The organism is Georgenia satyanarayanai, assembly GCF_023715365.1.
In the GTDB taxonomy this organism is placed as follows: domain Bacteria; phylum Actinomycetota; class Actinomycetes; order Actinomycetales; family Actinomycetaceae; genus Oceanitalea; species Oceanitalea satyanarayanai_B.
The window spans coordinates 22,363-47,506 of sequence record NZ_JAMBNZ010000009.1 but is presented as its reverse complement, the minus strand read 5'-3'; the positions used below and the strand labels follow the sequence as shown (position 1 = coordinate 47,506).

Annotated in this window: 25 protein-coding genes and 2 tRNA genes; 12 read left to right on the top strand and 15 right to left on the bottom strand. The window is 72.0% G+C overall.

What is annotated here, in order from left to right; genetic code table 11:
• The first annotated feature begins 5 nt into the window (after positions 1-5).
• Together valS and M3148_RS11965 are read left to right on the top strand one after the other, a co-directional pair.
• The gene (gene valS / locus M3148_RS11970; protein WP_251304935.1) at positions 6-2,717 is read left to right on the top strand and encodes a valine--tRNA ligase; all 2,712 of its coding nucleotides are present in this window, start codon (positions 6-8) and stop codon (positions 2,715-2,717) included.
• Positions 2,718-2,802: 85 nt separating this feature from the next.
• Positions 2,803-4,623: an AMP-dependent synthetase/ligase gene (locus M3148_RS11965; protein WP_251304934.1), complete on the top strand. Its 1,821-nt coding sequence runs from the start codon at positions 2,803-2,805 to the stop codon at positions 4,621-4,623.
• A 94-nt stretch (positions 4,624-4,717) separates the two neighbouring features.
• Here M3148_RS11965 and M3148_RS11960 read toward each other — a convergent pair whose 3' ends face one another.
• Positions 4,718-5,020 carry a chorismate mutase gene (locus tag M3148_RS11960; protein WP_251304933.1) on the bottom strand — a complete coding sequence of 101 codons (303 nt, stop codon included), beginning with the start codon at positions 5,018-5,020 and terminating at the stop codon, positions 4,718-4,720.
• Positions 5,021-5,109: 89 nt separating this feature from the next.
• Complete coding sequence (locus tag M3148_RS11955; RefSeq protein WP_251304932.1) at positions 5,110-5,535, bottom strand: LuxR C-terminal-related transcriptional regulator; 426 nt, start codon at positions 5,533-5,535, stop codon at positions 5,110-5,112.
• A gap of 57 nt (positions 5,536-5,592) precedes the next feature.
• Between M3148_RS11955 and M3148_RS11950 the strand changes: the two genes are divergently transcribed.
• Positions 5,593-5,922 carry a hypothetical protein gene (locus M3148_RS11950; protein WP_251304931.1) on the top strand — a complete coding sequence of 110 codons (330 nt, stop codon included), beginning with the start codon at positions 5,593-5,595 and terminating at the stop codon, positions 5,920-5,922.
• Between the two features lie 61 nt (positions 5,923-5,983).
• On the opposite strand, the gene M3148_RS11945 is transcribed toward M3148_RS11950, so the two are convergent.
• From M3148_RS11945 to M3148_RS11920, 6 genes are all read right to left on the bottom strand, one after another.
• The gene (locus M3148_RS11945; protein ID WP_251304930.1) at positions 5,984-7,171 is read right to left on the bottom strand and encodes a baeRF2 domain-containing protein; all 1,188 of its coding nucleotides are present in this window, start codon (positions 7,169-7,171) and stop codon (positions 5,984-5,986) included.
• An 82-nt stretch (positions 7,172-7,253) separates the two neighbouring features.
• On the bottom strand, positions 7,254-8,525 hold the full coding sequence (gene clpX / locus M3148_RS11940) for an ATP-dependent Clp protease ATP-binding subunit ClpX (RefSeq protein WP_251304929.1): 1,272 nt from the start codon (positions 8,523-8,525) through the stop codon (positions 7,254-7,256).
• A gap of 153 nt (positions 8,526-8,678) precedes the next feature.
• Entirely contained in the window at positions 8,679-9,383 is a 705-nt protein-coding gene (locus M3148_RS11935) for an ATP-dependent Clp protease proteolytic subunit (RefSeq protein ID WP_308203243.1), read from the bottom strand.
• Between the two features lie 29 nt (positions 9,384-9,412).
• Complete coding sequence (locus M3148_RS11930) at positions 9,413-10,030, bottom strand: ATP-dependent Clp protease proteolytic subunit (RefSeq protein WP_251304928.1); 618 nt, start codon at positions 10,028-10,030, stop codon at positions 9,413-9,415.
• 193 nt (positions 10,031-10,223) lie between these two features.
• The gene (tig, locus tag M3148_RS11925; protein WP_251304927.1) at positions 10,224-11,696 is read right to left on the bottom strand and encodes a trigger factor; all 1,473 of its coding nucleotides are present in this window, start codon (positions 11,694-11,696) and stop codon (positions 10,224-10,226) included.
• Positions 11,697-11,863: 167 nt separating this feature from the next.
• Positions 11,864-11,937, bottom strand: a tRNA-Pro gene (locus M3148_RS11920).
• A gap of 86 nt (positions 11,938-12,023) precedes the next feature.
• Here M3148_RS11920 and M3148_RS11915 point away from each other — a divergent pair.
• Together M3148_RS11915 and M3148_RS11910 are read left to right on the top strand one after the other, a co-directional pair.
• A tRNA-Gly gene (locus tag M3148_RS11915) sits at positions 12,024-12,097 on the top strand.
• Between the two features lie 37 nt (positions 12,098-12,134).
• On the top strand, positions 12,135-13,070 hold the full coding sequence (locus M3148_RS11910) for an alpha/beta fold hydrolase (protein WP_251304926.1): 936 nt from the start codon (positions 12,135-12,137) through the stop codon (positions 13,068-13,070).
• A 25-nt stretch (positions 13,071-13,095) separates the two neighbouring features.
• Here the strand turns inward: M3148_RS11910 and rpmF are convergent, their stop codons facing one another.
• Positions 13,096-13,263, bottom strand: a complete 168-nt coding sequence (gene rpmF, locus M3148_RS11905) for a 50S ribosomal protein L32 (protein ID WP_110853715.1) — start codon at positions 13,261-13,263, stop codon at positions 13,096-13,098.
• Between the two features lie 136 nt (positions 13,264-13,399).
• On the opposite strand from rpmF, the gene M3148_RS11900 reads away from it, so the two are divergent.
• From M3148_RS11900 to epsC, 5 genes are all read left to right on the top strand, one after another.
• Entirely contained in the window at positions 13,400-14,032 is a 633-nt protein-coding gene (locus M3148_RS11900) for an IMPACT family protein (RefSeq protein WP_251304925.1), read from the top strand.
• A 53-nt stretch (positions 14,033-14,085) separates the two neighbouring features.
• Positions 14,086-14,445 carry a GntR family transcriptional regulator gene (locus M3148_RS11895; protein WP_251304924.1) on the top strand — a complete coding sequence of 120 codons (360 nt, stop codon included), beginning with the start codon at positions 14,086-14,088 and terminating at the stop codon, positions 14,443-14,445.
• Positions 14,442-15,452 carry a DUF1648 domain-containing protein gene (locus M3148_RS11890; RefSeq protein ID WP_251304923.1) on the top strand — a complete coding sequence of 337 codons (1,011 nt, stop codon included), beginning with the start codon at positions 14,442-14,444 and terminating at the stop codon, positions 15,450-15,452. The genes M3148_RS11895 and M3148_RS11890 overlap by 4 nt, the downstream gene beginning before the upstream one ends.
• A 240-nt stretch (positions 15,453-15,692) precedes the next feature.
• Positions 15,693-16,628 (top strand): cysteine synthase A, encoded by a 936-nt coding sequence (gene cysK, locus M3148_RS11885; protein WP_251304922.1) that lies wholly within the window; start codon positions 15,693-15,695, stop codon positions 16,626-16,628.
• Between the two features lies 1 nt (position 16,629).
• Entirely contained in the window at positions 16,630-17,211 is a 582-nt protein-coding gene (epsC, locus tag M3148_RS11880; protein ID WP_251304921.1) for a serine O-acetyltransferase EpsC, read from the top strand.
• A 265-nt stretch (positions 17,212-17,476) separates the two neighbouring features.
• Here epsC and M3148_RS11875 read toward each other — a convergent pair whose 3' ends face one another.
• A complete protein-coding gene (locus M3148_RS11875) occupies positions 17,477-18,400 on the bottom strand; it encodes an Fpg/Nei family DNA glycosylase (RefSeq protein ID WP_251304920.1) in 924 nt (307 codons plus the stop codon).
• The gene (locus M3148_RS11870) at positions 18,393-18,710 is read right to left on the bottom strand and encodes an MGMT family protein (RefSeq protein ID WP_251304919.1); all 318 of its coding nucleotides are present in this window, start codon (positions 18,708-18,710) and stop codon (positions 18,393-18,395) included. Before M3148_RS11870 ends, M3148_RS11875 begins: the two co-directional genes overlap by 8 nt.
• Before the next feature lie 61 nt (positions 18,711-18,771).
• Here M3148_RS11870 and M3148_RS11865 point away from each other — a divergent pair, with 61 nt between their 5' ends.
• Positions 18,772-20,055, top strand: coding sequence for a GNAT family N-acetyltransferase (locus M3148_RS11865; RefSeq protein WP_251304918.1), 1,284 nt, complete (start codon positions 18,772-18,774; stop codon positions 20,053-20,055).
• Between the two features lie 11 nt (positions 20,056-20,066).
• On the opposite strand, the gene M3148_RS11860 is transcribed toward M3148_RS11865, so the two are convergent.
• Complete coding sequence (locus M3148_RS11860; RefSeq protein ID WP_251304917.1) at positions 20,067-20,513, bottom strand: ribose-5-phosphate isomerase; 447 nt, start codon at positions 20,511-20,513, stop codon at positions 20,067-20,069.
• Between the two features lie 84 nt (positions 20,514-20,597).
• On the opposite strand from M3148_RS11860, the gene M3148_RS11855 reads away from it, so the two are divergent.
• Complete coding sequence (locus M3148_RS11855) at positions 20,598-22,598, top strand: M13 family metallopeptidase (protein ID WP_251304916.1); 2,001 nt, start codon at positions 20,598-20,600, stop codon at positions 22,596-22,598.
• Between the two features lie 49 nt (positions 22,599-22,647).
• On the opposite strand, the gene M3148_RS11850 is transcribed toward M3148_RS11855, so the two are convergent.
• From M3148_RS11850 to M3148_RS11840, 3 genes are all read right to left on the bottom strand, one after another.
• The gene (locus M3148_RS11850) at positions 22,648-23,178 is read right to left on the bottom strand and encodes a hypothetical protein (RefSeq protein WP_251304915.1); all 531 of its coding nucleotides are present in this window, start codon (positions 23,176-23,178) and stop codon (positions 22,648-22,650) included.
• A 61-nt stretch (positions 23,179-23,239) separates the two neighbouring features.
• Positions 23,240-23,941, bottom strand: coding sequence for a YggS family pyridoxal phosphate-dependent enzyme (locus tag M3148_RS11845; protein WP_251304914.1), 702 nt, complete (start codon positions 23,939-23,941; stop codon positions 23,240-23,242).
• 136 nt (positions 23,942-24,077) lie between these two features.
• Positions 24,078-25,127: a lipoate--protein ligase family protein gene (locus M3148_RS11840; protein ID WP_251304913.1), complete on the bottom strand. Its 1,050-nt coding sequence runs from the start codon at positions 25,125-25,127 to the stop codon at positions 24,078-24,080.
• Positions 25,128-25,144 lie beyond the last annotated feature (17 nt).

The window sequence follows — 25,144 nt, the reverse complement described above, 5'->3', positions numbered from 1 at the left end:
GTCCCATGACCGACGCGCACGACCCCACCCCCGCCGCCCCGCTGCCCACCTCGTCCGTCCCGGACAAGGTCAGCCTCGACGGCCTGGAGGAGAGGTGGGACGAGCGCTGGGCCGAGCAGGGCACCTACGCCTTTGACCGCACCGCCACCCGCGAGCAGGTCTACTCGATCGACACCCCGCCGCCCACGGTCTCCGGCTCCCTCCACGTGGGCCACGTGTTCTCCTACACGCACACCGACGTCGTGGCCCGCTACAAGCGGATGACCGGCAAGCGCGTCTTCTACCCGATGGGCTGGGACGACAACGGCCTGCCCACCGAGCGCCGCGTGCAGAACTACTACGGCGTGCGCGTGGACCCCACGCTTCCCTACGTGCCGGACTTCGTGCCCCCGCACGACGGCGGTGAGGGCAAGAGCGTCAAGGCGGCCGACCAGCAGCCCATCTCCCGTCGTAACTTCGTCGAGCTGTGCGAGCGCCTCACCCAGGAGGACGAGAAGCAGTTCGAGGCGCTGTGGCGTCACCTCGGCCTGAGCGTGGACTGGTCGCTGCACTACCAGACCATCGGGCGCGAGTCCCAGCTCGTCGCGCAGGCCGCGTTCCTGCGCAACCTCGCCCGCGGCGAGGCCTACCAGGCCGCCGCTCCGGGCCTGTGGGACGTCACCTTCCAGACCGCCGTCGCCCAGGCCGAGCTCGAGGCGCGCGACTACCCGGGCCACTACCACCGGGTCGCCTTCCACCTCACCGACCCGGCCGCCGGCGCCGACCTGGAGCAGGTGACGGACGGCAAGGTCCACATCGAGACGACGCGCCCGGAGCTGCTGCCCGCCGTCGTCGCCCTCATCGCCCACCCCGATGACGAGCGCTACCAGCCGCTGTTCGGCACCACGGTCCGTTCCCCCCTCTTCGAGGTCGAGGTCCCGGTGCTCGCCCACCCGGCCGCCGAGATGGACAAGGGCGCGGGCATCGCGATGTGCTGCACCTTCGGTGACCTCACCGACGTCCAGTGGTGGCGCGAGCTCGACCTGCCCACCCGCCCGGTCGTCCGCCGCGACGGCCGTCTCCTGGCCGAGGCGCCGGAGTGGGTCGCCCAGCCCGCCGCCGTCGAGCTGTGGGAGCAGTCCCTGGCCGGGAGGACGACCTTCACCGCCCGCAAGGAGATCGTCGACGCGCTGCGCACCAGCGGCGACCTCGACGGCGAGCCGGTCGCCACCCAGCGCAAGACGAACTTCTTCGAGAAGGGCGACAAGCCGCTCGAGATCGTCACCTCGCGCCAGTGGTACATCCGCAACGGCGGCCGTCCCGGCACCGACTCCCAGGGCCGCGACCTGCGCGAGGGACTCCTCGAGCGCGGCCGCGAGCTGGGCTTCCACCCCGACTTCATGCGGGTGCGCTACACCAACTGGGTCGAGGGCCTCAACAGCGACTGGCTCATCTCCCGCCAGCGCTTCTTCGGCGTCCCGATCCCGGTCTGGTACGCCGTCGACGAGAACGGCGACGTCGACCACGAGCTCGTGCTCACGCCGTCGGAGGACCTGCTCCCGCTCGACCCGAGCACCGACGTCCCGGCGGGCTACACCGAGGACCAGCGCGGCAAGCCGGGCGGCTTCGTCGGCGAGGTCGACATCATGGACACCTGGGCCACCTCCTCGCTCACCCCGCAGATCGCCGGCGGCTGGCTGCGCGACGAGGACCTCTTCTCCCGAGTCTTCCCCATGGACCTGCGCCCCCAGGGCCAGGACATCATCCGTACGTGGCTGTTCTCCACGATGGTCCGCGCGCACCTGGAGTTCGACTCCCTGCCGTGGCGCGATACCGCGATCTCCGGCTGGATCCTGGACCCGGACCGCAAGAAGATGTCCAAGTCCAAGGGCAACGTCGTCACGCCGCTCGGCCTGCTCCAGGAGCACGGCGCCGACGCCGTCCGCTACTGGGCGGCCTCGGCGCGCCTGGGCACCGACGCGGCCTTCGACACCGGCCAGATGAAGATCGGCCGCCGCCTGGCGATCAAGGTCCTCAACGCCTCGAGGTTCGCGCTCACCATGGGCGGGGACACCCCGGCGAGCCTCGACGTCGCCGCGGTCACCGAGCCGCTGGACCGCTCGCTCCTCGCCGGGCTGGCCGACGTCGTCGAGAGCGCGACGACGGCGCTGGAGCGCTACGACCACACCCGCGCCCTGGAGCTGACCGAGACCTTCTTCTGGACCTTCTGCGACGACTACCTCGAGCTCGTCAAGGACCGCGCCTACGGCTCCACCGCGAACGGGTACACGCCCACCGAGGTCGCCTCGGCGCGGACCGCGCTGGCGATCACCACCGACGTCGTCCTGCGGCTGCTCGCCCCGTTCCTGCCCTTCGCGACCGAGGAGGTGTGGAGCTGGTGGCGCAGCGGGTCGGTGCACGCGGCTGCGTGGCCCTCGGCCGCGCCGCTGCGCCAGGCCGTGACCGACGCCGACCCCGCGCTCCTCCACGCCACCGGCAAGGCCCTCGCGGCCCTGCGGAAGGTGAAGTCCGAGGCGAAGGTGTCCCAGCGGACGACCTTCGCCCGGGTGCGTCTGGAGCTGCCCTCCTCCGACGTCGACCGCATCGGCCACGCGCTCGCCGACCTGCGCGCCGCGGGCCGGGTGCGCGGTGACCTCGAGGTCATGGGCCGCGCCGACCTCGAGGACGCCGTCGTCGGCGCCCACGAGCTGGACGAGCCCCCGGCCAAGACGCGCTGACCAGCCCCCGCGACGGGCGTGCCCCGCGCGCCCGTCGCCGCACGACCGAGCACCCGGGAGCCACTCCCGGGGAGAGGATCGACCGATGAACGAGCAGCGTCCCGAGGCGAGCACGCCCGGGGTCGGGCGGCTCGAGCCGCACATGTCCCTGCCCTGGGTGCTGGCCGACCGGCTGGCCCGCGACCCCGCCGGCGTCATCTTCGAGCGCAAGTCCTCCCTGGGCACGAAGTTCGTCCCGGTGAGCGTGCGGACCTTCGCCGAGGAGGTCACCGCCGTCGCCAAGGGCCTCATCGGCCTGGGCGTGGAGGTCGGTGACCGCGTGGCGATCATGGCGCACACGAGCTACGAGTGGTCGCTGCTCGACTTCGCGGCCTGGTCCGCCGGCGCCGTGCCTGTGCCGATCTACGAGACCTCCTCCGCCGACCAGGCCGAGTGGATCGTGTCGAACTGCGGTGCCCGCGTCGTCTTCGCCGAGACCCGCGGGATGGCGGCGATGCTCCAGCCCATGGTGGAGCGGCTCGAGCACCTCGAGCGGGTGCTCGTCCTGGACGAGAACGCCATCGAGACCGTCATCGGTCGCGGCACGGACGTCCCTGCCGAACGGGTCACCGAGCGCGCCGAGGCCGCCGACATGTCGAGCCTCGCGACGATCATCTACACCTCCGGCACCACCGGACGGCCCAAGGGCGTCGAGCTGACGCACGGGAACTTCGTCAGCCTCGTCGTCAACGGCAGCGACGACCCGAACTTCTCCGGCGTCGTCCGCGGCACGGACAAGCGGACCCTGCTGTTCATGCCGATCGCGCACGTCTTCGCGCGCTTCGTCCAGATCCTGTGCGTCTACTCCGGCGCGACGATGGGCCACGTGCCGGATGCGAAGAACCTCGTCGCGGACCTCGATGCCTTCAAGCCGACGTTCCTCCTCGCCGTCCCGCGCGTCTTCGAGAAGGTGTACAACTCGGCCGACGCCAAGGCGGGTGCCGGTGCGAAGCAGCGCATCTTCCGCTGGGGCGCAAAGGTCGCGATCACCTATTCGCGGGCCCTGGAGTCCGACGGCGGACCCACCGCAGCGCTCAAGGCGCAGCGCGCGCTGGCCGACCGCCTCGTCTACGGGAAGATCCGCGCCGCCATGGGCGGGAACCTGTCGTGGGCGATCTCCGGTGGCGGCCCCCTGGGCGAGCGGCTGGGCCACTTCTTCCGCGGGATCGGCGTCGGCGTCCTCGAGGGTTACGGGCTCACCGAGGTCGGCGCCCCCACCACCGTCAACCGTCCCGGCCTCACGAAGATCGGCACGGTTGGCCCGCCGTACCCGGGCACACGCGTGGCGATCGCCGACGACGGACAAGTGCTCGTCAAGGGCGACCACGTCTTCCGGGGGTACCACGACAACGCCGAGGCGACGGCGGAGGCCTTCACCGAGGACGGCTGGTTCGTCACCGGCGACCTCGGCCAGCTCGACTCCGACGGCTACCTGCGCATCACCGGCCGCAAGAAGGAGATCATCGTGACGGCCGGCGGCAAGAACGTCGCGCCCGCGCTGCTCGAGGACCGGCTGCGGGGTCACCCGCTGGTCTCCCAGGTCGTCGTCGTCGGCGACGGGCGTCCCTTCATCGGCGCGCTCGTGACGCTCGACGAGGACATGCTGCCCGGCTGGCTCTCCAACCACGACCTGCCCGCGATGAACGTCGAGCAGGCCGCCACGGACGAGCGGGTGCTCGCAGCCCTCGACCGCGCGGTCACGCGCGCCAACGAGGCGGTCTCCCGGGCCGAGTCGATCCGCAAGATCAACGTCCTCACGACCGACTTCACCATGGAGAACGGCTACCTCACCCCCAGCCAAAAAGTGAAGCGCGCCAAGGTCCTAATAGCCTTCGAGGCAGAAGTCAACGCCATCTACGGCACCTGAGGCACCTCACCTCCATCCCCCGCATATGCGGAAAAATCACGGCCGCTGCTTCGCGACGGCCGTGATTTTTGCGCATATGCGGGAGGGTGGGGGGTCAGTCGGCCTGGCGGGACTCCGCCGTCGCGACGTGGTGGCGGATGACTTCCTCGACGATGAAGGACAGGAATTTCTCGGCGAAGACCGGGTCCAGCCCGGCGTCCTCGGCGAGCGCGCGCAGGCGCCGGATCTGCTCGGCCTCACGGCCGGGGTCCGACGCCGGCAGCCCGAGGTCGGCCTTGATGTGCCCCACCCGCTGGGTGCACTTGAAGCGCTCGGCGAGCAGGTGGATGAGGGCGGCGTCGATGTTGTCGATCGTGCCGCGGGCGCGTGCCAGCTCGGCCGGGATGGTCTCGCTCATGGGCCGATCCTAGGGGCAAGGTCCCGCGCGACGGCTGCGTGGCCGTGCCGTGGACGCCGAGCCGCTGGCTCCGGCTCTCACCGGCGGTGTCACACGTCCGGGCCGGGGACGACGCCTGTCTCGTAGGCGTAGATCACCGCCTGCACCCGGTCGCGCAGCGCCAGCTTCATGAGCACCCGGCCGACGTGTGTCTTCACCGTGGTCTCCGACACGAACATCTCCGCGGCCATCTCCGCGTTCGTCAGTCCTCGCGCCAGCATCCGCAGGGTCTCGTACCCGCGGGCGGTCAGCGTCGCGAGGTTCGCTCGGGCCTCGACGTCGACCGGCCGCGGCCGCTGGAGGAACAGCTCGATCATGCGTCGCGTCACGGTCGGTGCGAGCAGCGACTCACCGGCACGCACCGCACGGATACCGGAGACGAGCAGCTCGGGTTGCACGTCCTTGAGGAGGAACCCGCTCGCGCCGGCCCGCAGGGCGGCGAAGACGTACTCGTCCATGTCGAAGGTCGTGAGCATCACCACCCGTGCCCCGCTGCCCGAGGCGATGATCTGGCGCTGGTCGGCTACGTGACGATGACGGTGTCCGTCGTCGGCGAGTACTTCACCCCGTGGACCGACCAGATGTTCCTCGTCGGCATCGCCGCTGCCCTGGTCATCGCCCGCAGTGGGATCGCCCTCGGGACGCTCCTGCTGCGTCGCGGGTTCCGGCCGCGGACGACCGCGGTTCTCCTCGTGCTCTTCCTCCCCCTGATGCTCGCCATCACGACCGTGACGTCCCTGGGCAACGCGCTGCTGCCGCTCGCGTGGGGATGGGCCCTCGCCTCTCGAGCGGCCGTCCGGGGCGAGCGACGGGCTTGGCTCGACGCAGGCCCACGCACCGAGCCGGTTGTCCGTCGGACCTGACGAGAACGTCACTGGACACGCCGACGGCGCCGCCCCCGTGGGACGGCGCCGCCGGTCGGGGTCAGGAGCGGGCGTTGTCCCCGCTCACCTTGTAGGCGTGCTCGCTCGGGGTCGAGGCGTCCCGCCACCGGAGCAGTGCACCGACGCCGTCGACCAGCTCGGCGGCTGCCTCGTCGACGATCGTCACACCTGCCGCCTGCTCCGCGGCGGCCCGGCCGATCGCGAGGTCGGCGCGCACCTCCCGCGGCTCGCTGACACCGAGATCGGCGACGAGGGCGGGGGTCGTGGCGATCTCGAGGGCCCCGTCCCCGGCCCAGAGGCTGCGGAGCCGCAGCTGGGAGTTGCGCCCCGTGGTGTCCTCCCGCAGGAGCAGCTCGGCAACCTGGCCGCGGGAGAGCGCGGCGACGACGTCGTCGACGCTCTGCGTCGCCGTCCCGTCCCGGCCCTCCTCCTGGCGGAAGCGGTCGAGCACGTCCTCGCGGCGGCGCACCCGGAAGATCTCCAGCGCCTCGTGCAGCTTGCGCTCGAAGGCCTGCTCGTTGACGCCGGCGGCGCGCGAGCCGCCCTCGAGCACCGTGGCGATCGCCCCGGCCTCCGCACCCAGCCGCTCGCGCACGAGCGCGACGGCCCGGACGTCGCCGGTGAGGAGCAGCAGCTCGGGCCGGCGCTCGGTGACGATCCGGTCCAGCTCCACGGCGACGGTCTCCGCGTTGCGCTCCCAGGAGTCCTCGGCGCGGGCCTGCAGGCGTCGGGTCGCCATCCCGGCACGGCGTACCTTGTTGATGACGTCCTGGTCGCCCTCCACGCTGTCCAGCTCGTCGCCCCCTGCCTCGTACTCGAAGGCGGCGTGCCTCTGCAGGGTGAGATCGGCCCCCGTGCGGTCGATCTCGGCCAGCAGGTAGGCGACGGTGCCGTCCGCGACCTTGGCCAGCGACACGGCGTCGAGGCCCACGACCCCGGTGTCGTCGGACGGCGGTTCGGGCAGCACCCGGTCGATGACGACGCCCTCCGGACCCGCCACGATCGCGCGACCGTGCTTGCCGGGGACGTGGGTGGGGACGCGCACCTGTTCCTCGACGTGGTCGAGGGTGGGGGCGCTCACGCCTCGGCCCTCCAGCGTGCGGCGCAAGTCGCGCCATCGGGTGAGCACGGCTTGGTAGCCGTTCTCCGACTCGCGCGTCGCGTCGAAGGTGACGGTGACGACGTCGTCGCCACTGGGAACCAGGCTCGTGAGCCAGTCGATCTGCATGTGACAGCACCTCACTCGTCTCGCGTGCAGTGCTGTCTACTGTGGTCCACGAAACGCGGGCCCGCACCTCATCGCAGGTGTGTCAGGCGCTCTTCTCACGAGGCGGACGGCGCTTCTTCTCGCGCGGCACGAGCGTGGGATTGACGTTCTGCTGGACGACCTCGCCCGTGATGACGACCTTTTCGACGTCGTCGCGGCTGGGGACGTCGAACATCGTCTCGCGCAGGATCTCCTCCATGATGGCGCGCAGGCCGCGGGCGCCGGTCCCCCGCAGGAGGGCGAGGTCGGCGATCGCATCGAGGGCGTCCTCGGTGAACTCCAGCTCCACGCCGTCGATCTCGAACATCCGCTGGTACTGGCGCACCAGCGCGTTGCGCGGCTCGGTGAGGATCTTGATGAGCGCGCCGCGGTCCAGCGGGGAGACAGTCGTGACGATCGGCAGGCGGCCGACGAACTCGGGAATGAGCCCGAACTTGTGGAGGTCGGCGGGCCGCACCTCGGAGAAGGGGTCCACGTCCACCTCGGTGGAGCGCAGCGTGGCACCGAAGCCGATGCCGCTGCGACCGATGCGGGAGGTGATGATGTCCTCGAGCCCGGCGAAGGCGCCGGCCACGATGAACAGGACGTTCGACGTGTCGATCTGGAGGAACTCCTGGTGGGGGTGCTTGCGCCCGCCCTGCGGCGGCACCGAGGCCTGGGTGCCCTCGATGATCTTGAGCAGCGCCTGCTGCACGCCCTCACCGGAGACGTCGCGCGTGATCGACGGGTTCTCGCTCTTGCGGGCGATCTTGTCGATCTCGTCGATGTAGATGATGCCCTTCTCGGCCTTCTTGACGTCGAAGTCGGCGGCCTGGATGAGCTTGAGGAGAATGTTCTCGACGTCCTCACCGACGTACCCGGCCTCGGTGAGCGCCGTCGCGTCGGCGATGGCGAAGGGCACGTTGAGCATCTTCGCCAGCGTCTGGGCGAGGTAGGTCTTGCCAGTCCCCGTGGGGCCGATGAGAAGGATGTTGGACTTGGCCAGCTCGACGACGTCGTCGGCGGCGGGGGTCTTCTCGGCGGCCTGGACCCGCTTGTAGTGGTTGTAGACGGCGACGGCGAGGGAGCGCTTGGCGGGCTCCTGGCCGACGACGTACTGCTCGAGGAAGTCGAAGATGGCGCGCGGCTTGGGGAGGTCGACCAGACCGAGCTCGCTGGCCTCGGCGAACTCCTCGTCGATGATCTCGTTGCACAGGTCGATGCACTCGTCGCAGATGTACACCCCCGGACCGGCGATGAGCTTCTTCACCTGCTTCTGGCTCTTGCCACAGAAGGAGCACTTGAGCAGGTCAGTACCCTCAGCACTCCGTGCCATGCTCACTCCTCTTCACCGGTGGGGTCACTGTCCATTGGACACCATGACGGGCCCACGTGTCTTGTCACCGGGCCGTGGTGTGTCGGGCGATACGCGGACGTCCCCCGGACACGGGTCCGCCGGCCGGGCAGGTGCCCGGCCGGCGGGGGTGGCTCACGCGGTGATCGCGGGAACCTGCGCCTTGCGGGACTCGAGGACCTGGTCGACCAGGCCGTACTCGAGGGCCTCGGCGGCCGTGAGGATCTTGTCACGCTCGACGTCCTCGCGTACCTGGTCGACCGGCTTGCCGGAGTGGAAGGCGATGGTCTCCTCGAGCCACTCGCGCATCCGCAGGATCTCCCGGGCCTGGATCTCGATGTCCGAGGCCTGGCCGTAGCCGCCGCCCTGGACCGCCGGCTGGTGGATCATGACGCGCGAGTTCGGCAGCGCCAGCCGCTTGCCGGGCGAGCCGGCCGCGAGCAGCACGGCCGCGGCGGAGGCCGCCTGGCCGAGGCAGACGGTCTGGATCTGCGGCTTGATGAACTGCATCGTGTCGTAGATCGCGGTGAGCGCCGTGAAGGAGCCACCGGGCGAGTTGATGTACAGCGTGATGAGGCCGTCGGGGTCCGAGCTCTCCAGGACGAGGAGCTGGGCCATGACGTCGTCGGCCGACGCGTCGTCGATCTGCACGCCGAGGAAGATGATGCGGTCCTCGAAGAGCTTGGTGTAGGGGTCCTGGCGCTTGTACCCGTAGGCGGTGCGCTCCTCGTACTGGGGCAGCACGTACCGCGCGGACGGCGCGGCAGGTGCGAGACCTCCGGCGAGGGCGGAGCCGTCAAGGCGTCCGGCGCGGGCCATGAACTGGGATTCGATGCTCACTGATGCTCCTGGGTGGTCGTCGTGGTCCGCTACTTGCCGGTCGTCCCGCCGCCACCGGAGACGGAGGCAGCGGACTCGACGACGTGGTCGACGAAGCCGTACTCCATCGCCTCGGGCGCGGTGAACCAGCGGTCACGGTCGGCGTCCCGGTTGATCTGCTCGACCGTCTTGCCGGTCTGCTCGGCGGTGATCTCGGCCAGCACACGCTTCATGTGGAGGATGAGCTCGGCGTTGATCCGGATGTCGGTGGCGGTGCCGCCGATGCCGCCGGAGGGCTGGTGCATCATGACGCGGGCGTGGGGGGTGGCGTAGCGCTTGCCCTTGGCACCGGAGGAGAGGAGGAACTGCCCCATCGAGGCGGCCATGCCCATGCCGACGGTCGCGACGTCCGGCTGGACGTACTGCATGGTGTCGTAGATGGCCATGCCGGCCGTCACCGAACCACCAGGGGAGTTGATGTAGAGGAAGATGTCGCGCTCGGGGTCCTCCGCCGCGAGCAGGAGCATCTGCGCGCAGATGGCGTTGGCGTTGTCGTCACGCACCTCCGTGCCGAGCCAGATGATGCGCTCCTTGAGGAGACGCTGGTAGATCGAGTCGCTGAGGCCGAGGCTGTTGCCCTCGTGGGCACCTCGAGGCTGGTGGCTCACGTACACGCTCCCATTGGTCGTCCGGGGCACCGGCGGTCGTGGGGACCCGCCGTGCGGCGATGTTCTTAGGACACTAACCCCGCCCGCGGCCCATCTCTGCCGCCTCACGGGTGTTTTCGCTGTTGGCGCACCTGGCCGGCCCGGGTACGCCGCAGGGCGGCGCCGTGTCGGCACCGCCCTGCGGATGGTCGAGTCAGTCGGCGCTGGGCGCGGACTCGGCGCTGTCGGCCGAGTCGGCGCTGTCGCCCGAGTCTGCGCTCTCGCCGGAGTCGGCGCTGTCCGCGCTCTCCCCGGACTCGGCGCTCTCGGCGGCCGGCTCGGCGGCGTCCGCGACGGCGGCGGCCTCGGCGAGGGCCGCCGCGGCGTCGTCGTCGTCGGAGCCGATGAAGTCGCTGAGGTCGACGTCCTTGCCCTCGCCGTCGACGACCTTGACCTTGCGCAGGGCCACGGCCAGCGCCTTGTTGCGCGCGAGCTCACCGGCGAAGATCGGGATCTGGCCCGCCTGGCCGGCGGACTGGATGAACTCGTTGGGGTCCATGCCGTACTGACGGGAGGTGGACAGGAGGAACTCGAGGAGCTCGTTCTGCCCGACCTGCACCTCCAGCGCCTGGGCCAGCTCGTCGAGGATGAACTGGTCGCGCATGGCCTTCTCGGTGTCCTCGCGGACCTCCTCGCCGTGCGGGTCGTCCTCGGTCTTGCCCTCGGCCTCGAGGTGCGCCTTGATCTCGGCGTCGACGGCGTTCTTCGGCAGCGGGAACTCGATCTCGCCGCGCAGGCGCTCGAGGAGCTGGTCGCGGGCGGCCACGGCGCGGTTCGAGTTCTTGTCCTTGCCGACCTGCTCTCGCAGGTCGGCACGCAGCTCGTCGATCGTGTCGAACTCGGAGGCGAGCTCGGCGAACTCGTCGTCGGCGGCGGGGAGCTCACGCTCCTTGACGCTGTTGACGGTGACGGTGACCTCGGCCTCCTCACCGGCGCGCTCGCCCCCCACGAGGGTGGTGGTGAAGGTGGTGCTCTCGCCGGCGGACAGGCCGGTGATGGCCTCGTCCATGCCCTCGAGCATCGTGCCGGCGCCGACCTGGTAGGAGGTGCCGGTGACGGAGTCGACCTCCTCCTCGCCCACGGTGGCCTTGAGGTCGATGGAGACGAAGTCGCCGTCGGCCGCCGTGCGATCCACGCCCACGAGCGTGCCGAAGCGCTCCCGCAGGGACTCGAGACGCTGCTCGACGTCCTCGTCGGTCACCTCGACGGAGTCGACGGTGATCTCGTAGGTGGACAGGTCGGGCAGGGTGATCTCGGGGCGCACGTCCACCTCGGCGGTGAAGGTGAGCTGGCCACCGACCGCGCCGGTGAGGTTGGGGACCTCGGTGACGTCGACCTCGGGCTGGCCGAGCGGCTTGATGCCGGTCTCAGCGACGGCGTCGCGGTACAGGCCGGGCAGCGCGTCGTTGACGGCGTGCTCGATGACGGCGGCACGACCGACGCGCTGGTCGATGATGCGGGCGGGGACCTTGCCCTTGCGGAACCCGGGCACGTTCACCTGCTCGGCGATGTGCGAGTAGGCGTGGTCGATGCTCGGCTTGAGCTCCTCGTACGACACCTCGACGGTGAGCTTGGCCCGGGTGGGCTCAAGGGTCTCGACGGCGCTCTTCACTGCGATGCTCTCCACTCTTCGGTTCCATGGGACGCCCCCGCGCGGGGGAAGTGCGGGTGCTGTGCGTTCGCGAACCGAGGCAGACGGACGTGCGCACAGGCGCGTTCCATCGTAGAGCACGGCTGCGCTGGCCCGCGACGGCGCGGGAGCCCGGGGGCGTGACGTCCGCCGCAGGCAGGGGGTCGGGATGACAGGATTCGAACCTGCGACCTTCCGCTCCCAAAGCGGATGCGCTACCAAGCTGCGCTACATCCCGGTCGGCCGGTGGCCGCGAGTGCGATTGTAGGGGAAGCCGCCCGGCGCGTTACACTCGGGTCTGCACGCCGGGAGACCGGCGCGCCCGCGGGTGTAGCTCAATGGTAGAGCCTCTGCCTTCCAAGCAGATGGTGCCAGTTCGATTCTGGTCACCCGCTCCACGCACCAGCGCAGGTGCGCCCCTCCAGGAGGTGGCCCGTGACCGCTCGCAGACAGCTGGCGGTGGGCGCCGTCCTGGCCGCCGTCGCCGGCGGCGTCATCGCCGCGGCACGCCCGAGCAGTCCGCCGCTCCCCCGCCGCACCGGCACGTCGGCCGGCGGGATGGAGTTCCTCGTCCTCGGCGACGGTCCGCGCTCCCTGCTCAGCATCCCCGGCGGCCCCGGGAGCGACCTGCCCGAGGGCCTCATGGGCCGGCTCAGCGAGCGCGAGCTGCGACCCTTCGTCGATGCCGGGTTCACCGTCTGGGCCGTCACCCGGCCCAGGCACATGCCCCCGGGTCACACGGTGGCCGACATGGCCACCGACCACGCCCGCTTCGTCCGCGAGGAGATGGGCGGCACAGCCGACGTCGTGCTCGGGCAGTCCTACGGCGGGCTCGTCGCTCTGCACCTCGCCGCCGACCACGCCGACGTCGTGGGTTCGGTCGTCCTCGTCGGCGCGGCGGCGCAGGTCGAGGAGTGGGGCACGGAGGTGGACGCCCGCTGGGCACGCCTGCGTGCCGAGGGCCGCGACGCGGAGGCCGGGGCCGTCTTCCTCGAGTACGTCCTGCCAGCCCCTCGTCACGCCCGACTGCGCCGCCTCCTCGGGCGGGCGGTGGGCAGGCTCTTCACCGGGTCGGCCACGCCGCCGGGCGACCTGCTCGTCGAGTCCGACGCCGAGCGCTCCTTCGACGGGTACGACGCGCTCGGGCGGATCACCGCGCCGGTCCTGCTCCTCGCCGGGGAGGAGGACCGGTTCTTCTCCCTCGACACCGTCCGGCAGACCGCGGCCGGCATCGCCGGCAGCACGCTCGTCACGTATCCGGGACGCGGCCACGTGGCGACGATCTCGAGCAGCGACGTGCCGCGCGACGTCCTCGGCTGGCTCGAGCGGCACGGGGCCGGAACGCGAGACGGCCGCCACCCCGAGGGGTGACGGCCGTCGACGCGTGAGTACGCGATCAGTCTGCGAACTCCAGGCCCTTCTGGTAGGCCTTCGCCAGGCGCCGGGGCACCTGGATCTCGCGGCCCTGGACGCGGACGGTCTGGAGCGTGGTGGGCTCCGCCTTCCACTGGGACCGGCGAGAGCGGGTGTTGCTACGGGACATCTTGCGCTTCGGAACTGCCATCTGCCCTGCCGCTCCTTTCGTGGTCGAGACGATTGCCGTCGTATAGCGTGCCACGGCGCAGGCGTCCGGGTCCAATGCCGGACGCTACGGCCGGGTGTGACATTGCCCCCTCCGGGGCGTCCACAATGGCCTCACCATGGATGTTCGCACCCTTGCCGGCGGCGTGACCACCGCGACCGAGCTGGAGATCCGCCGCTCGCGCTTCCTCACGTGGCTGCGCCGCGCCGACGACGAGGCCGCGGCGCGCGCGCTGGTCCACGACGCACGGCACGCCTTCCCCGACGCCCGGCACCACTGCTCCGCCTTCGTCGTCCGCGCCCCTGGGGCGAACCTCGTCGAGCGGTCCTCCGACGACGGCGAGCCGGCCGGCACCGCCGGCATGCCGATGCTCGAGGTGCTGCGCGGGAGCGGGCTGGTCGACCTCGCCGCCGTCGTCGTCCGTTACTTCGGCGGGGTGAAGCTCGGCACCGGCGGACTGGTACGGGCGTACTCCGACGCCGTCCGCTCGGCACTGGAGGTGGCACCGGTGGTGGTGCAGCGCGAGACGCGCCTCCACGCGGTCTCGCTCGCCCACGCCGACGCCGGCCGCGTGGAGTCCGAGCTGCGCGCGTTGGGCTTCGCCGTCGACGACGTCGCCTACGCCGAGCAGGTGACCCTCGTCCTGGCGACGAACGACGACGGCGCCCTCACCTCCGCGGTCGCGGGCCTCACCGGCGGCGTCGCCGAGGTCAAGACTGCGGGGACGCGCGTGGTCGAGCTCCCCGCATAGTCGCGAGAGAGTTGGGCTTGTTATAGTTGAGATAGAGCAAGTAGAGTTGACGCATGCTCATTCGCATCGACCCGTCCTCGGCGCTGCCGCTGTTCGAGCAGCTCGCCGGTCAGGTGCGCACCGCCGTCCTGCGCGGTGAGGTCGCCAGCGGCGAGCGGCTGCCCTCGGCGCGGGACCTGGCGGAGTCGCTCGACGTCAACCAGCACACGGTGCTGCACGCCTACCAGCTGCTCCGCGACGAGGGTCTCGTCGAGCTGCGCCGCGGGCGCGGCGCTGTCGTCACCGCCCACGCCGTCGAGCACTACGCCCCGTTGCTCGCGGCCGTGGCCACCGCCCGCCGCGAGGCAGGCCGCCTCGGCCTGCCGATGTCCGCCGTCGCCGCCCTGCTCAGCTCCACGGAGGAGACCTCATGACCCGCCCCCTGCCTCACCGCCGCCGCGCCTGGGCGCTCGGCGTCCTCGTGCCGGTGCTCGTCACGGCGGCCGCCTGGCTCGCCGTCGTCCGCCTGCTCCCCCGGCTGCCCGACCCCGTCGCGGTCCACTGGGGACCCACGGGCGCCGTCGACCGCACCGGCTCGATCACCGAGCTCCTCGTGCCGATGGCCGTCATCAGCGGCCTGTCGCTGCTCGTCATGGCCGCCCTCTCCGTCCTCACGGGCCGCCAGGCGATCACGCGCCGCCTCACTCTCGGCCTGGCCGTCGGGCTCTCGGTGCTGTTCGCCGGCATGACGCTGGCGAGCGTCGCCGCTCAGGTCGACGTCGCCTCGGCCACCGCTGCGGCCTCCCCCGACGGCTGGCTCGTCGCCAGCATCCTCGCTGCCCTGCTCCTCGGGGCGGTGGCGGGCGCGTCGGCCGGCGCCGACCCGGCCCTGCCCGCGACCGGTTCCCTCGCCGAGGGCGCCCCCACCGCGGTCCTGCCCGAGGGGCAGCGCGCCGTGTGGGTTCGCGGCGTCGCGGGCCTGGGCACCACGGTCACCTGGGTTGTCGTCGCCGTCGGCGCGGTGGGCGGCGTGGCCCCGTGGCTCCTCGGGGACACGCTGGTCCCCCTCGTCGTCGCGGTCCCGCTGCTCGCCCTCGTCCTCACCATGACGACGTGGCAGGTCCAGGTCGACGCGCGCGGGCTCACCACCCGCGGCACCTTCGGCTGGCCCCGGATCCACGTCCCCGCCGGTGAGGTGGAGCGCGCCGACGTCACCACGGTGCGGCCCTTCCCCGACTTCGGCGGCTGGGGACTGCGCACGAACGTGTCGGGGACGGTCGGCGTCGTCATCCGCTCCGGTGAGGCGGTCGCCGTCGAGCGTTCCGGCGGGCGGCGGCTCGTCGTCACGGTCGACGACGCCGCGTCGGGTGCCGCGCTCCTCAACACCTACGCCACCCGCGCCCGCCTGCAGACGCCCGCCCGCGATACGACCACCGATTGATCGGTCCGAGGGCCTGGTTTAGGGTTCAAGGAACGCAGGCCGGCACGTCGACCGGCCCGGCAGCAGTGAGAGGAGATGCCGCAGCCGTGCTCGTGCTTGCCGCCCCCGCCTCCTCCCGCCGCCGGCGCTGTCCGTAGAGCGCCCGGCTCCAACCGTGCGGCCTGCCGCATGCCCGGCGCTCCCCAGCCACCAGAGTCGGTGGCGCCCTTGCCCCGAACCTCCCGAAGTGAAGGAAGTCCCATGGCACGTATCTACGACGACGTCACCGCCCTCGTCGGCCGCACTCCGCTCGTGCGCCTCAACCGCGTCACCGAGGGCGTGAACGCGACCGTCCTGGCCAAGCTCGAGTTCTACAACCCCGCCAACTCCGTCAAGGACCGCATCGGCGTCTCGATCGTCAACGCGGCCGAGCAGTCCGGCGCCCTGCCCCCCGGCGGCACCATCGTCGAGGCGACCTCGGGCAACACCGGCATCGCCCTGGCGATGGTCGGCGCCGCCCGCGGCTACAACGTCGTCCTCGCGATGCCCGAGACGATGAGCCGCGAGCGCCGTGCGCTGCTGCGCGCCTTTGGTGCCGAGCTCGTCCTCACCCCGGGCTCCGAGGGCATGAAGGGGGCCGTCGCAAAGGCCGAGGAGATCGCCGCGGAGCGCAAGGGCGCCGTCCTCGCCCGGCAGTTCGCCAACGAGGCAAACCCCGCCATCCACCGCCAGACCACCGCCGAGGAGGTGTGGAACGACACGGACGGCGAGGTCGACTACTTCGTCGCCGGCATCGGCACCGGTGGCACCATCACGGGTGTGGGCCAGGTGCTCAAGGAGCGCAAGCCCGACGTCAAGATCATCGCCGTCGAGCCGGCCGAGTCGCCGATCCTCAACGGTGGCAAGCCCGGCCCGCACAAGATCCAGGGCCTCGGCGCGAACTTCGTCCCCGAGATCCTCGACACCTCCGTGTACGACGAGGTGATCGACGTCAACGCCGAGCAGTCGGTGGAGATGGCCCGCCGGCTCACCGCAGAGGAGGGCATCTTCGTCGGCATCTCCTCCGGCGCCGCCGTGACCGCCGCGCTCGAGGTCGCCGCCCGCCCGGAGGCCGAGGGCAAGACGATCGTCGTCGTCATCCCGAGCTTCGGCGAGCGCTACCTCTCGACGCCGCTCTACAGCGAGTTCGCCGACTGACGTGCACAACTCCCACATCCGCTTCTGGGTCCTCCTCCGGGAGGACCTCGAGGCTGCGCGCCGCGGTGATCCCGCGGCGCGCAGCCTCGCAGAGGTGGCGCTCGGCTACCCGGGGGTCCACGCCCTGTGGGCCCACCGGGTCTGCCACCGGATGTGGCACGCCGGTCCCCTCGGCAGGCTGCCGGCGCGACTGCTGTCCCAGCTCGTGCGCGCCCTCACCGGCGTCGAGATCCACCCGGCGGCAGTCCTCGGCCGCCGCCTGTTCATCGACCACGGCATGGGCGTCGTCATCGGCGAGACCTCCCGGGTGGGCGACGACGTCGTCCTCTTCCACGGCACCACGCTGGGCGGCCGCTCGATGACGCGTGGCAAGCGGCACCCCACGATCGGCAACCGGGTGGTCATCGGCGCCGGCGCCAAGGTGCTCGGCCCGATCAGCGTGGGCGACGACGCCCAGATCGGCGCCAACGCCGTCGTCGTCAAGGACGTTCCGGTGGGTGCCGTCGCGGTCGGGGTACCGGGCCGCGTGCGCGAGAACCCCCCGGAGATCGACCCCTACGCCGATCCCGCGCTGTTCATCTGAGCGGCCTCCTGCCGCACCGCGCCGGGGAAGGTCGGTGGCGCCGGGCACCGGCTGCCTCCCCACGGGCAACCGCTCCCGGCGCGCCGGGTCGGTGAAGTAGTCGTGGAGGGCGACCTCGAAGCCCGCGCAGGCGGCCACGCGGCGGTCGACGACGACCGCCACGTGGGCCGCCGGGTCACTGCTCGCCACCACCCCGACGACGCCCGCGAACCGCCGGCCGTCGGGCAGGACGACGACGGCCATCCGGTCGCCCGCGAGGGTTTCCTCAGGCGGCGGCCGAGGGGCGGCGCTGCTCGCGGGGGCACCAGAAGACCCGCCGGCCGGCCATCTCGTCCTCGGCGACCCTGCTCCCGCAGCGCAGGCAGGGGCGCCCCTCACGGTGGTAGACGTACCAGCGGTCCTCGTCCTCCTGCCGGTCCTCCGGCTCGGTCGTGACGATCCTGCCGGTGGCCACGCCGTCGGACATGAGCGTGACGAGGTCGGCCCACATCTCCCGCAGCCGCGGCGCGGCGACGGTCCGGCCGAGCTTACGAGGGTGCAGCCGGGCCCGGTAGAGCGCCTCGGCGCGGTAGATGTTGCCCACGCCGGCGATGACGGACTGGTCCATGAGGAGCTCGCCCACTGGGCGGGCCCGGCGACGCACGTTGGCGACGAACTGCTCGACGTCCCCGTCCGCCCGCAGCGGGTCGGGACCGAGCCGGGCGTGCACGGCGTCCTTCTCCTGCGGCGTCACGACCTCGCAGGCGGTCGGTCCGGTGAGGTCGGCGACGCCGTGCTCCCCGAGCAGCCGCACCCGCACGGCGCCCCGCGGCTCCGGCGGCTCCCACTCCGCCGGCGCCGGCGCCTGAGCACCGCCGTCGTCCACGGGCGTCTCCTCCTCGGCCACCCGGCGGCGCGGCGCGCCGATCGCGTGCGGCGCCTGGAAGGTGGTGTCCCCGGCGAAGGTCCACGAGCCGTACAGCCCCAGGTGCACCCGCAGCCAGCGGAAGTCCTCGGGCGCCTCACCGTCCTGAGAGAAGCCGAGGAACAGGTGCTTGCCGTGGGCGTCGGTCGCCGCCAGGCGGCGTCCGTCGAGCAGCTCGGCGCCCGCGGCGAAGCGCCCCTGCGGTGAGGTGACCTCCAGACGCTCGCCGTGGAGCAGCTCGTCAAAGGCGAGCGCGAGGCGGTGGATCGAGTGGCCTTCAGGCATTGGGTTCCTCCACGGGGTCCCACAGGGCGCGGGTGAGGTCGACGGAGCCGCCGGGGCGCCGCGGGGTCCCCTCGCTGCGGTAGTGCTCGCCGGCGCGGGCGGTGAGCTGTTCGGGCAGGGAGCCGTCGGCGCGGACCACCCGCCACCAGGCGACGGACCCGCCCTCGCGGGACATGACGGCGCCGACCGACCGCGCCGACCCACGGCCGGTGCGGGCGCGGGCAGCCTCCGCGATGAGTCCGTACGTCGTGGCGCGGCCGGGCGGGACGTCGTCGGCGATGTCGAGGACGAGCTCGCTCCAGTCGGTCACGCCGGCCATTGTCCCAAAATCCGCTCGCGGTGCCGTCGGGAGCGCTGCCATGCTCCTGTGCGTGACCTTCATCGACCCCACCCCCGTCCCCCTGCCGCCGGGCTACCGCCTCGCCGAGCTCGACGACGCCGCAGATCGTGCCGCCATGCAGGAGGTCGACCGCTGGGCCTTCGCCTCCGACCTCGCCCCGGAGGACGAGCCGGTCCAGGTGTGGACCCTCGAGCCAGGCCGCAGCGTCGGCGTGTGGCACGCGGGCGCCCGTGGCACGGCGCTCGCGGCCGTGCACTCCTCCTTCGCCTTCCGTCTCCAGGTGCCGGGCGGTGAGCGTGTGCCCGCGTCCGGACTCACCTGGGTGGGGGTGCACCCGGGCCACCGCCGTCGGGGTCTGGGGCGCGCCATGCTCCACGCCCACCTGCGGCGCTCGCGCGAGCGCGGGGAGGTCGTCTCGGTGCTCAACGCGGCCGAGAGCGGGATCTACGAGAGGTACGGCTACGGGATCGCCACCCACCGCGTCGCACTCAGCCTCGGCCGCGGCGCGGGCCTGCGCCCCGTGCCCGAGGCGGAGGACCTCGTCGTCGAGCTGGAGACCATCGACCCCGAGCACCACAGCGCGGACGTCGAGCGCGTCCACGGCGCGGTGGTGCGGCCGGGGTGGATCACGCGGGACACGCCGGCCCTGCGCACCGCGCACCTCGTCGACTGGCCCTCCGCCCGGCGCGGCGCCGAGCGCAAGCGCCTCGCCGTCGTGCGGGACGCGGCCGGCCGGCCGAGGGGCTACGCCGTCTTCCGCCGCAAGGACAGCTGGGGGGAGGAGAACCTCCCGGCGGGCACGGTCGAGGTCCACGACGCCCTCGCGCTGGACCCGGCCGCGGCGCGCGCCCTCTGGGGCACCCTGCTCGACCTCGACCTCATGGGTCAGGTCAAGGCGTACACCCTCGCGCCCGACGACGCGCTCCTCGGGCTGCTCACCGAGCTGCGCGGCATCGGGCGACGGGTCCATGACGACGTGTGGCTGCGCATCCTCGACCTGCCGGCGGCGCTGCGCGCACGGGCCTACCCGTGCGGCGTCGACGTCGTCCTGGAGGTGAGCGACCCGCTGGTCCCGGACAACGCCGGCCGCTGGCAGGTGCGCGGCGGGCCGGGCGGCGTCCAGGTCACCCCCACCGAGGAGGCGGCACACCTCGCGGTGGGCATCGCCGACCTCGGCGCGGCGTACCTCGGTGGCACGTCACTCACCGCGCTCGCGGCAGCGGGCCGCGTCACCGAGCTCGTGCCCGGGACGCTGGTACCCGCCGCGACGGCGTTCTCCTGGCCGGTGTCCCCGTCCACCGGCTGGGGCTTCTGACGCGGCGCGCCTCAGCGCAGCTCGTACTCCGCGAGCTGGTCGATGCGGCGCTGGTGGCGGGCCTCGCCGGAGAAGGGCTCGGCGACAAAGGCCTCGACCATGGCGACGGCGTCGTCGACCGAGTGCTTGCGAGCACCGAGGGACAGGACGTTGGCGTCGTTGTGGGTGCGCGCGAGCGTCGCGGTGTCGAGGTCCCACGCGAGCGCGGCGCGCACGCCGCGGACCTTGTTCGCGGCGATCTGCTCGCCGTTCCCGGAGCCTCCCAGCACGATCCCCAGGCTGCCCGGCTCCGCGACGACAGCCTCCCCGGCCGCGAAGCAGAAGGACGGGTAGTCGTCCTGGGCGTCGTAGGTGTGGGCCCCGTGGTCGACGACGTCGTGGCCCCCCGCGGTGAGGTGCTCGACGAGGGCGGCCTTGAGCTCGAACCCGGCGTGGTCGGCGGCGATGTGGATGCGCATGGCCCCTATCTTGCCGTGTCCCACGCCCGTCGCGGGCGCCGACTCAGCCCGCGCCGGCTACGGCACCTCCCGTATCGTCGGACCATGACGACTGACGAGACCACCACGTCGATGTCGTTCGAGCAGGCCATGGACACGACCGTGCGGCCGCAGGACGACCTCTACCGCCACATCAACGGGACCTACCTCCGCGAGCACGAGATCCCGGCCGACCGCGCTCGCGACGGCGCCTTCATGGTGCTGCGCGACCTGTCCGAGCAGCGGGTGCGCGAGATCATCGCCGACGCCGCCGCCGCGGAGGACGCGACGGACGAGGCCAAGCAGGTCGGCGACCTGTTCGCCTCGTTCATGGCCGAGGAGCGCATCGAGGCGCTCGGGACCGGGCCGCTCCAACCCGACCTCGAGCTGTTCACCGCCGCCCGCGACAAGGAGTCGCTCGCCCGCGCGATGGGCACCCTCGCCTCCACGGGGGTGGGCGGCGCCGTCGCGCTCTTCGTCGACACCGACTTCAACGACCCCGACAACTACCGCGTCTTCCTCTGGCAGAGCGGGCTGGGGCTGCCCGACGAGTCCTACTACCGCGAGGACGCCCACGCCGAGACCCGCGCGGCCTACCTCGCGCACGTCGCCGCGATGCTCGAGCTCTCCGGGCTCGTCATCGCCGACGAGGCGCTGGGCGCGGCGCAGCGCGTCATGGACGTCGAGACCCGCCTGGCCGCCGGCCACTGGGACAAGGTCCGCTCCCGCGAGGCGGATCAGATCAACAACCCCCGCACGTGGGCCGAGGTCCTCGACTCCGCTCCCGGCTTCCCCTGGGACCTGTGGCGCGAGTCGCTCGACCTGCCCGCCGGCGCCGTCGACTCCACCATCGTCGGGATGCCCTCCTTCCTCACCCACTTCGCCACGGCGTGGGAGGAGCTGGACGTCGACTCGCTGCGGATGTGGCTGCTGTGGCACGTCGTCTCGGCCCGCTCGCCGTACCTGCCGGCCGCCTTCGTCGAGGAGCACTTCGACTTCTACGGCCGCACCCTCACCGGCGCGCCGGAGATGCGCGAGCGCTGGAAGCGCGGCGTCGCGCTCGTCGAGGGTGCCCTGGGCGAGGCCGTGGGCAAGATCTACGTCGAGCGCCACTTCCCGCCCGAGCACAAGGCCAGGATGCAGGAGCTCGTCGACAACCTCATCGAGGCCTACCGCCAGTCGATCACCGAGCTGGACTGGATGGGCGAGCAGACCAAGGAGCGCGCGCTGGAGAAGCTCGCCGCCTTCACCCCGAAGATCGGCTACCCCGACACGTGGCGCGACTACTCCACCCTCGAGACGGACCCGACCGACCTCCTCGGCAACGTCCGTCGCGCCGAGCTCTTCGAGACCGCGCGCAACCTCGCCAAGCTCGGTGAGCCCATGGACCGCGACGAGTGGTTCATGCCGCCGCAGATGGTCAACGCCTACTACAACCCGACGATGAACGAGATCGTCTTCCCGGCCGCCATCCTCCAGCCCCCGTTCTTCGACGTCGACGCCGACGACGCGTGGAACTACGGCGGCATCGGCTCGGTCATCGGGCACGAGATCGGTCACGGCTTCGACGACCAGGGCAGCAAGTACGACGGCACCGGCCGGCTGCGCGACTGGTGGACCGAACAGGACCGTGCGGAGTTCGAGGCCCGCACCACGGCCCTCATCGCCCAGTACGACGCCTTCTCCCCCGCCCAGCTGAACGGCTCGCACCACGTCAACGGCGCTCTGACGATTGGGGAGAACATCGGGGACCTCGGTGGGCTGTCGATCGCGATCACGGCCTACGAGATCGCGCTGCGCAAGCAGGGCCTGTCCGGCCTGGAGGATGCTCCGGTGGTGGACGGGCTCACCGGTCTGCAGCGCATCTTCTTCTCGTGGGGCCGCATCTGGCAGCAGAAGGCGCGCGACGCCGAGGTGATCCGGCTGTTGTCGATCGACCCGCACTCCCCCAACGAGTTCCGCTGCAACGGGGTGGTGCGCAACCTCGACGCCTTCGTCGAGGCCTTCGACGTCCAGCCCAGCGACGCGCTGTACCTCCCGCCCGAGGAGCGCGTGCGCATCTGGTGACTCGCTGATGACGAGGGCCGCCCGAGGCTTCCGGGCGGCCCTCGTCGCGTCAGAACAGCTCGTAGGAGGCCCGAGCCACTGCGAAGCCGTAGCCGGAGTCGTCGTGGCGGCAGGTGACCCCGGACTCAGCGCTCTCGCAGGTGAAGCCGTGCGCCGTCGTCGTCTCCCCGTAGTTCAGGGCCGGCACGTCACCGGCGACGACGAGCGGCTCACAGGGCATCGACGCCCCGGCCGCCTCCACGCGCAGGTGCCCGCCGGCACCCTCCTCCTCGCAGTCGGCGTCCTCGGGCTCGTACTGGAAGTTCGAGATCACGCAGTCGGCGCTGTCGGGGGTGAGGGCGCAGACGATGTTGCCCGACGGCGAGGCGAAGTACTCCGCCACGGGCTCCGTCGTCCGCGTCACGTCGTCGGCCACGTCGTCGTCCGGGGCGGTGGTGGCCGTCGACGCGTCCGCACCCCGCTCGCCCCCGCCGCCCGTGAGGCGGCCGGCGAGGAGGATGACGAAGAGCAGCACGAGGATGCTGACGACGACGATGAGGAGCAGCTGCGCCGGCGTCAGCCGGCGGCCGGTGTCGGACATGGACCTTCCCGTCTCTCGAGAACCCCGACACGGTACGTGACGAGCCCCCGTGGGGGACAACTTAGCCGGTGGGGCGGGCTCCGAAGACGGCGGTCCCGACCCGGACCATCGTCGCGCCGGCGGCGACGGCGAGCTCGAGGTCGGTGCTCATCCCCATCGACAGCTCCCGCGCCTCGGCGGTCCCCGGCGCACCGCTCGCCACGACCTCGTCCCGCAGCGCGGCGAGCCGCTCGTAGGAGGCGCGGACGACGTCGACGTCCTCGGACCGGGCACCGATCGTCATGAGCCCACGCAGCCGCAGGTGCGGCAGGGCGGCGACGGCGAGGGCGTGCGCGACCGCGTCCTGCGGCGCCGCCCCGGCCTTGGTCTCCTCACCGGAGGTGTTGACCTGGGCGAAGACGTCGAGGCGGCGTCCCTCGCGCGCGGCGAGGCGGTCGAGCCGCTCGGCGAGGGCGAGGCTGTCGACGCTCTGGACGCAGCTGACGAGCGGCACGACCTTGCCGGCCTTGTTCGACTGCAGCCGCCCGATGAAGTGCATCTCGTGCGGGAGGCCCGCGAGCTCGGGGGCGGTGGCGACGAGCTCCTGCGCCCGGTTGTGCCCGAGGAGGTGGGCGCCGGCACCGATCGCCTCCCGGACACGGTCGACGGGCAGGGTCTTGACCGCGAGGAGGAGCTGGACCTCCTCCGGGTCGCGGCCGACGACGCGGGCGGCGCGGGCGACGCGGTCCCGGACTGCGACCAGTGCTTCCAGGACCTCACTCACGGGCCCGAGCCTATCGTTCTCACCGCTGCTCCCGGATCCCGCCACAAAGGGCGGCAGGCAGACGCGACACGCCGCGCCGACGCCGTGGACCGGCGGCGTGTCGCCGACGGTTGTGGCGGGATCCGGAAAACGCGGCTCAGGGGACCCGGTAGGTCCACGCGTCGTCGAGGAACTTGTCCTGGACGAGCTGCTCGGCGCGCGCCAGCTCGTCCTCGGTGTAGTCCGAGCGGACGGTGTCGTAGCGGCCCTCGAAGTGGGCGATGAAGGCGTCGATGATGGCCGCACGGCTCATGCCGGTCTGTGAGCGCATCGGGTCGACGCGCTTGTTGGCGCTCGCCGTGCCCTTGTCCGACATCTTCTCCCGGCCGATGCGCAGCACCTCGAGCATCTTGTCGGCGTCGATGTCGTAGCTCATCGTCACGTGGTGAAGGACGACGCCGCTGGCGAAGCGCTTCTGCGCGGCGCCGCCGATCTTCCCGGCGTCGGAGGCGATGTCGTTGAGGGGCACGTACCGGGCGTCGACCCCGACCTCCTTGAGGGCGCCGAGCACCCAGTCGTCGAGGAAGGCGTAGGAGCGCTCGAAGCTCAGCCCCTCGACGAGCGAGGTCGGCACGACGAGGGAGTAGGTGATGCAGTTTCCCGGCTCCATGAACATCGCCCCGCCGCCGGAGACGCGGCGCACGACCGTCATCCCGTGCCGGGCCAGGCCCTCGGCGTCGATCTCGTTGCGCACCGACTGGAAGGAGCCGATGACCACGAGCGGGGCGTCCCAGTCCCAGATCCGCATGAGCGGGCCGCGGCGGCCGGCGGCGACCTCCCCCGGCAGGACCTCGTCCAGGGCCACGTGCAGCGCGGGCGGCAGCACACGCGGGCCGATGACCTCGAAGGTGTGGTCGGCCCAGCTCGTCGCGTGGCCGAGCGCGCGGCGGACGGCGATCCCGACGGCGTCGGCGCTGAAGCCGACGAGCGCCACCTGCGGGTCCAGCGCCCGCGTCACCGCCTGCGCGAGCTCCTCGGCGCCCGCCGTCGCGGGCATGCCCTCGAGGGCCGCGTTGATGTCCTCCAGCGCGGAGTCGGGCTCGAGGAAGAAGTCCCCCGAGACACTGACGTGACGCAGCCGGTCCTCGACGACGTCGAGGTCGACGGCGACCAGCTTGCCCTGGGGAACCTTGTACTCGCCTCGCACGCCTGCAGGCTACCGCG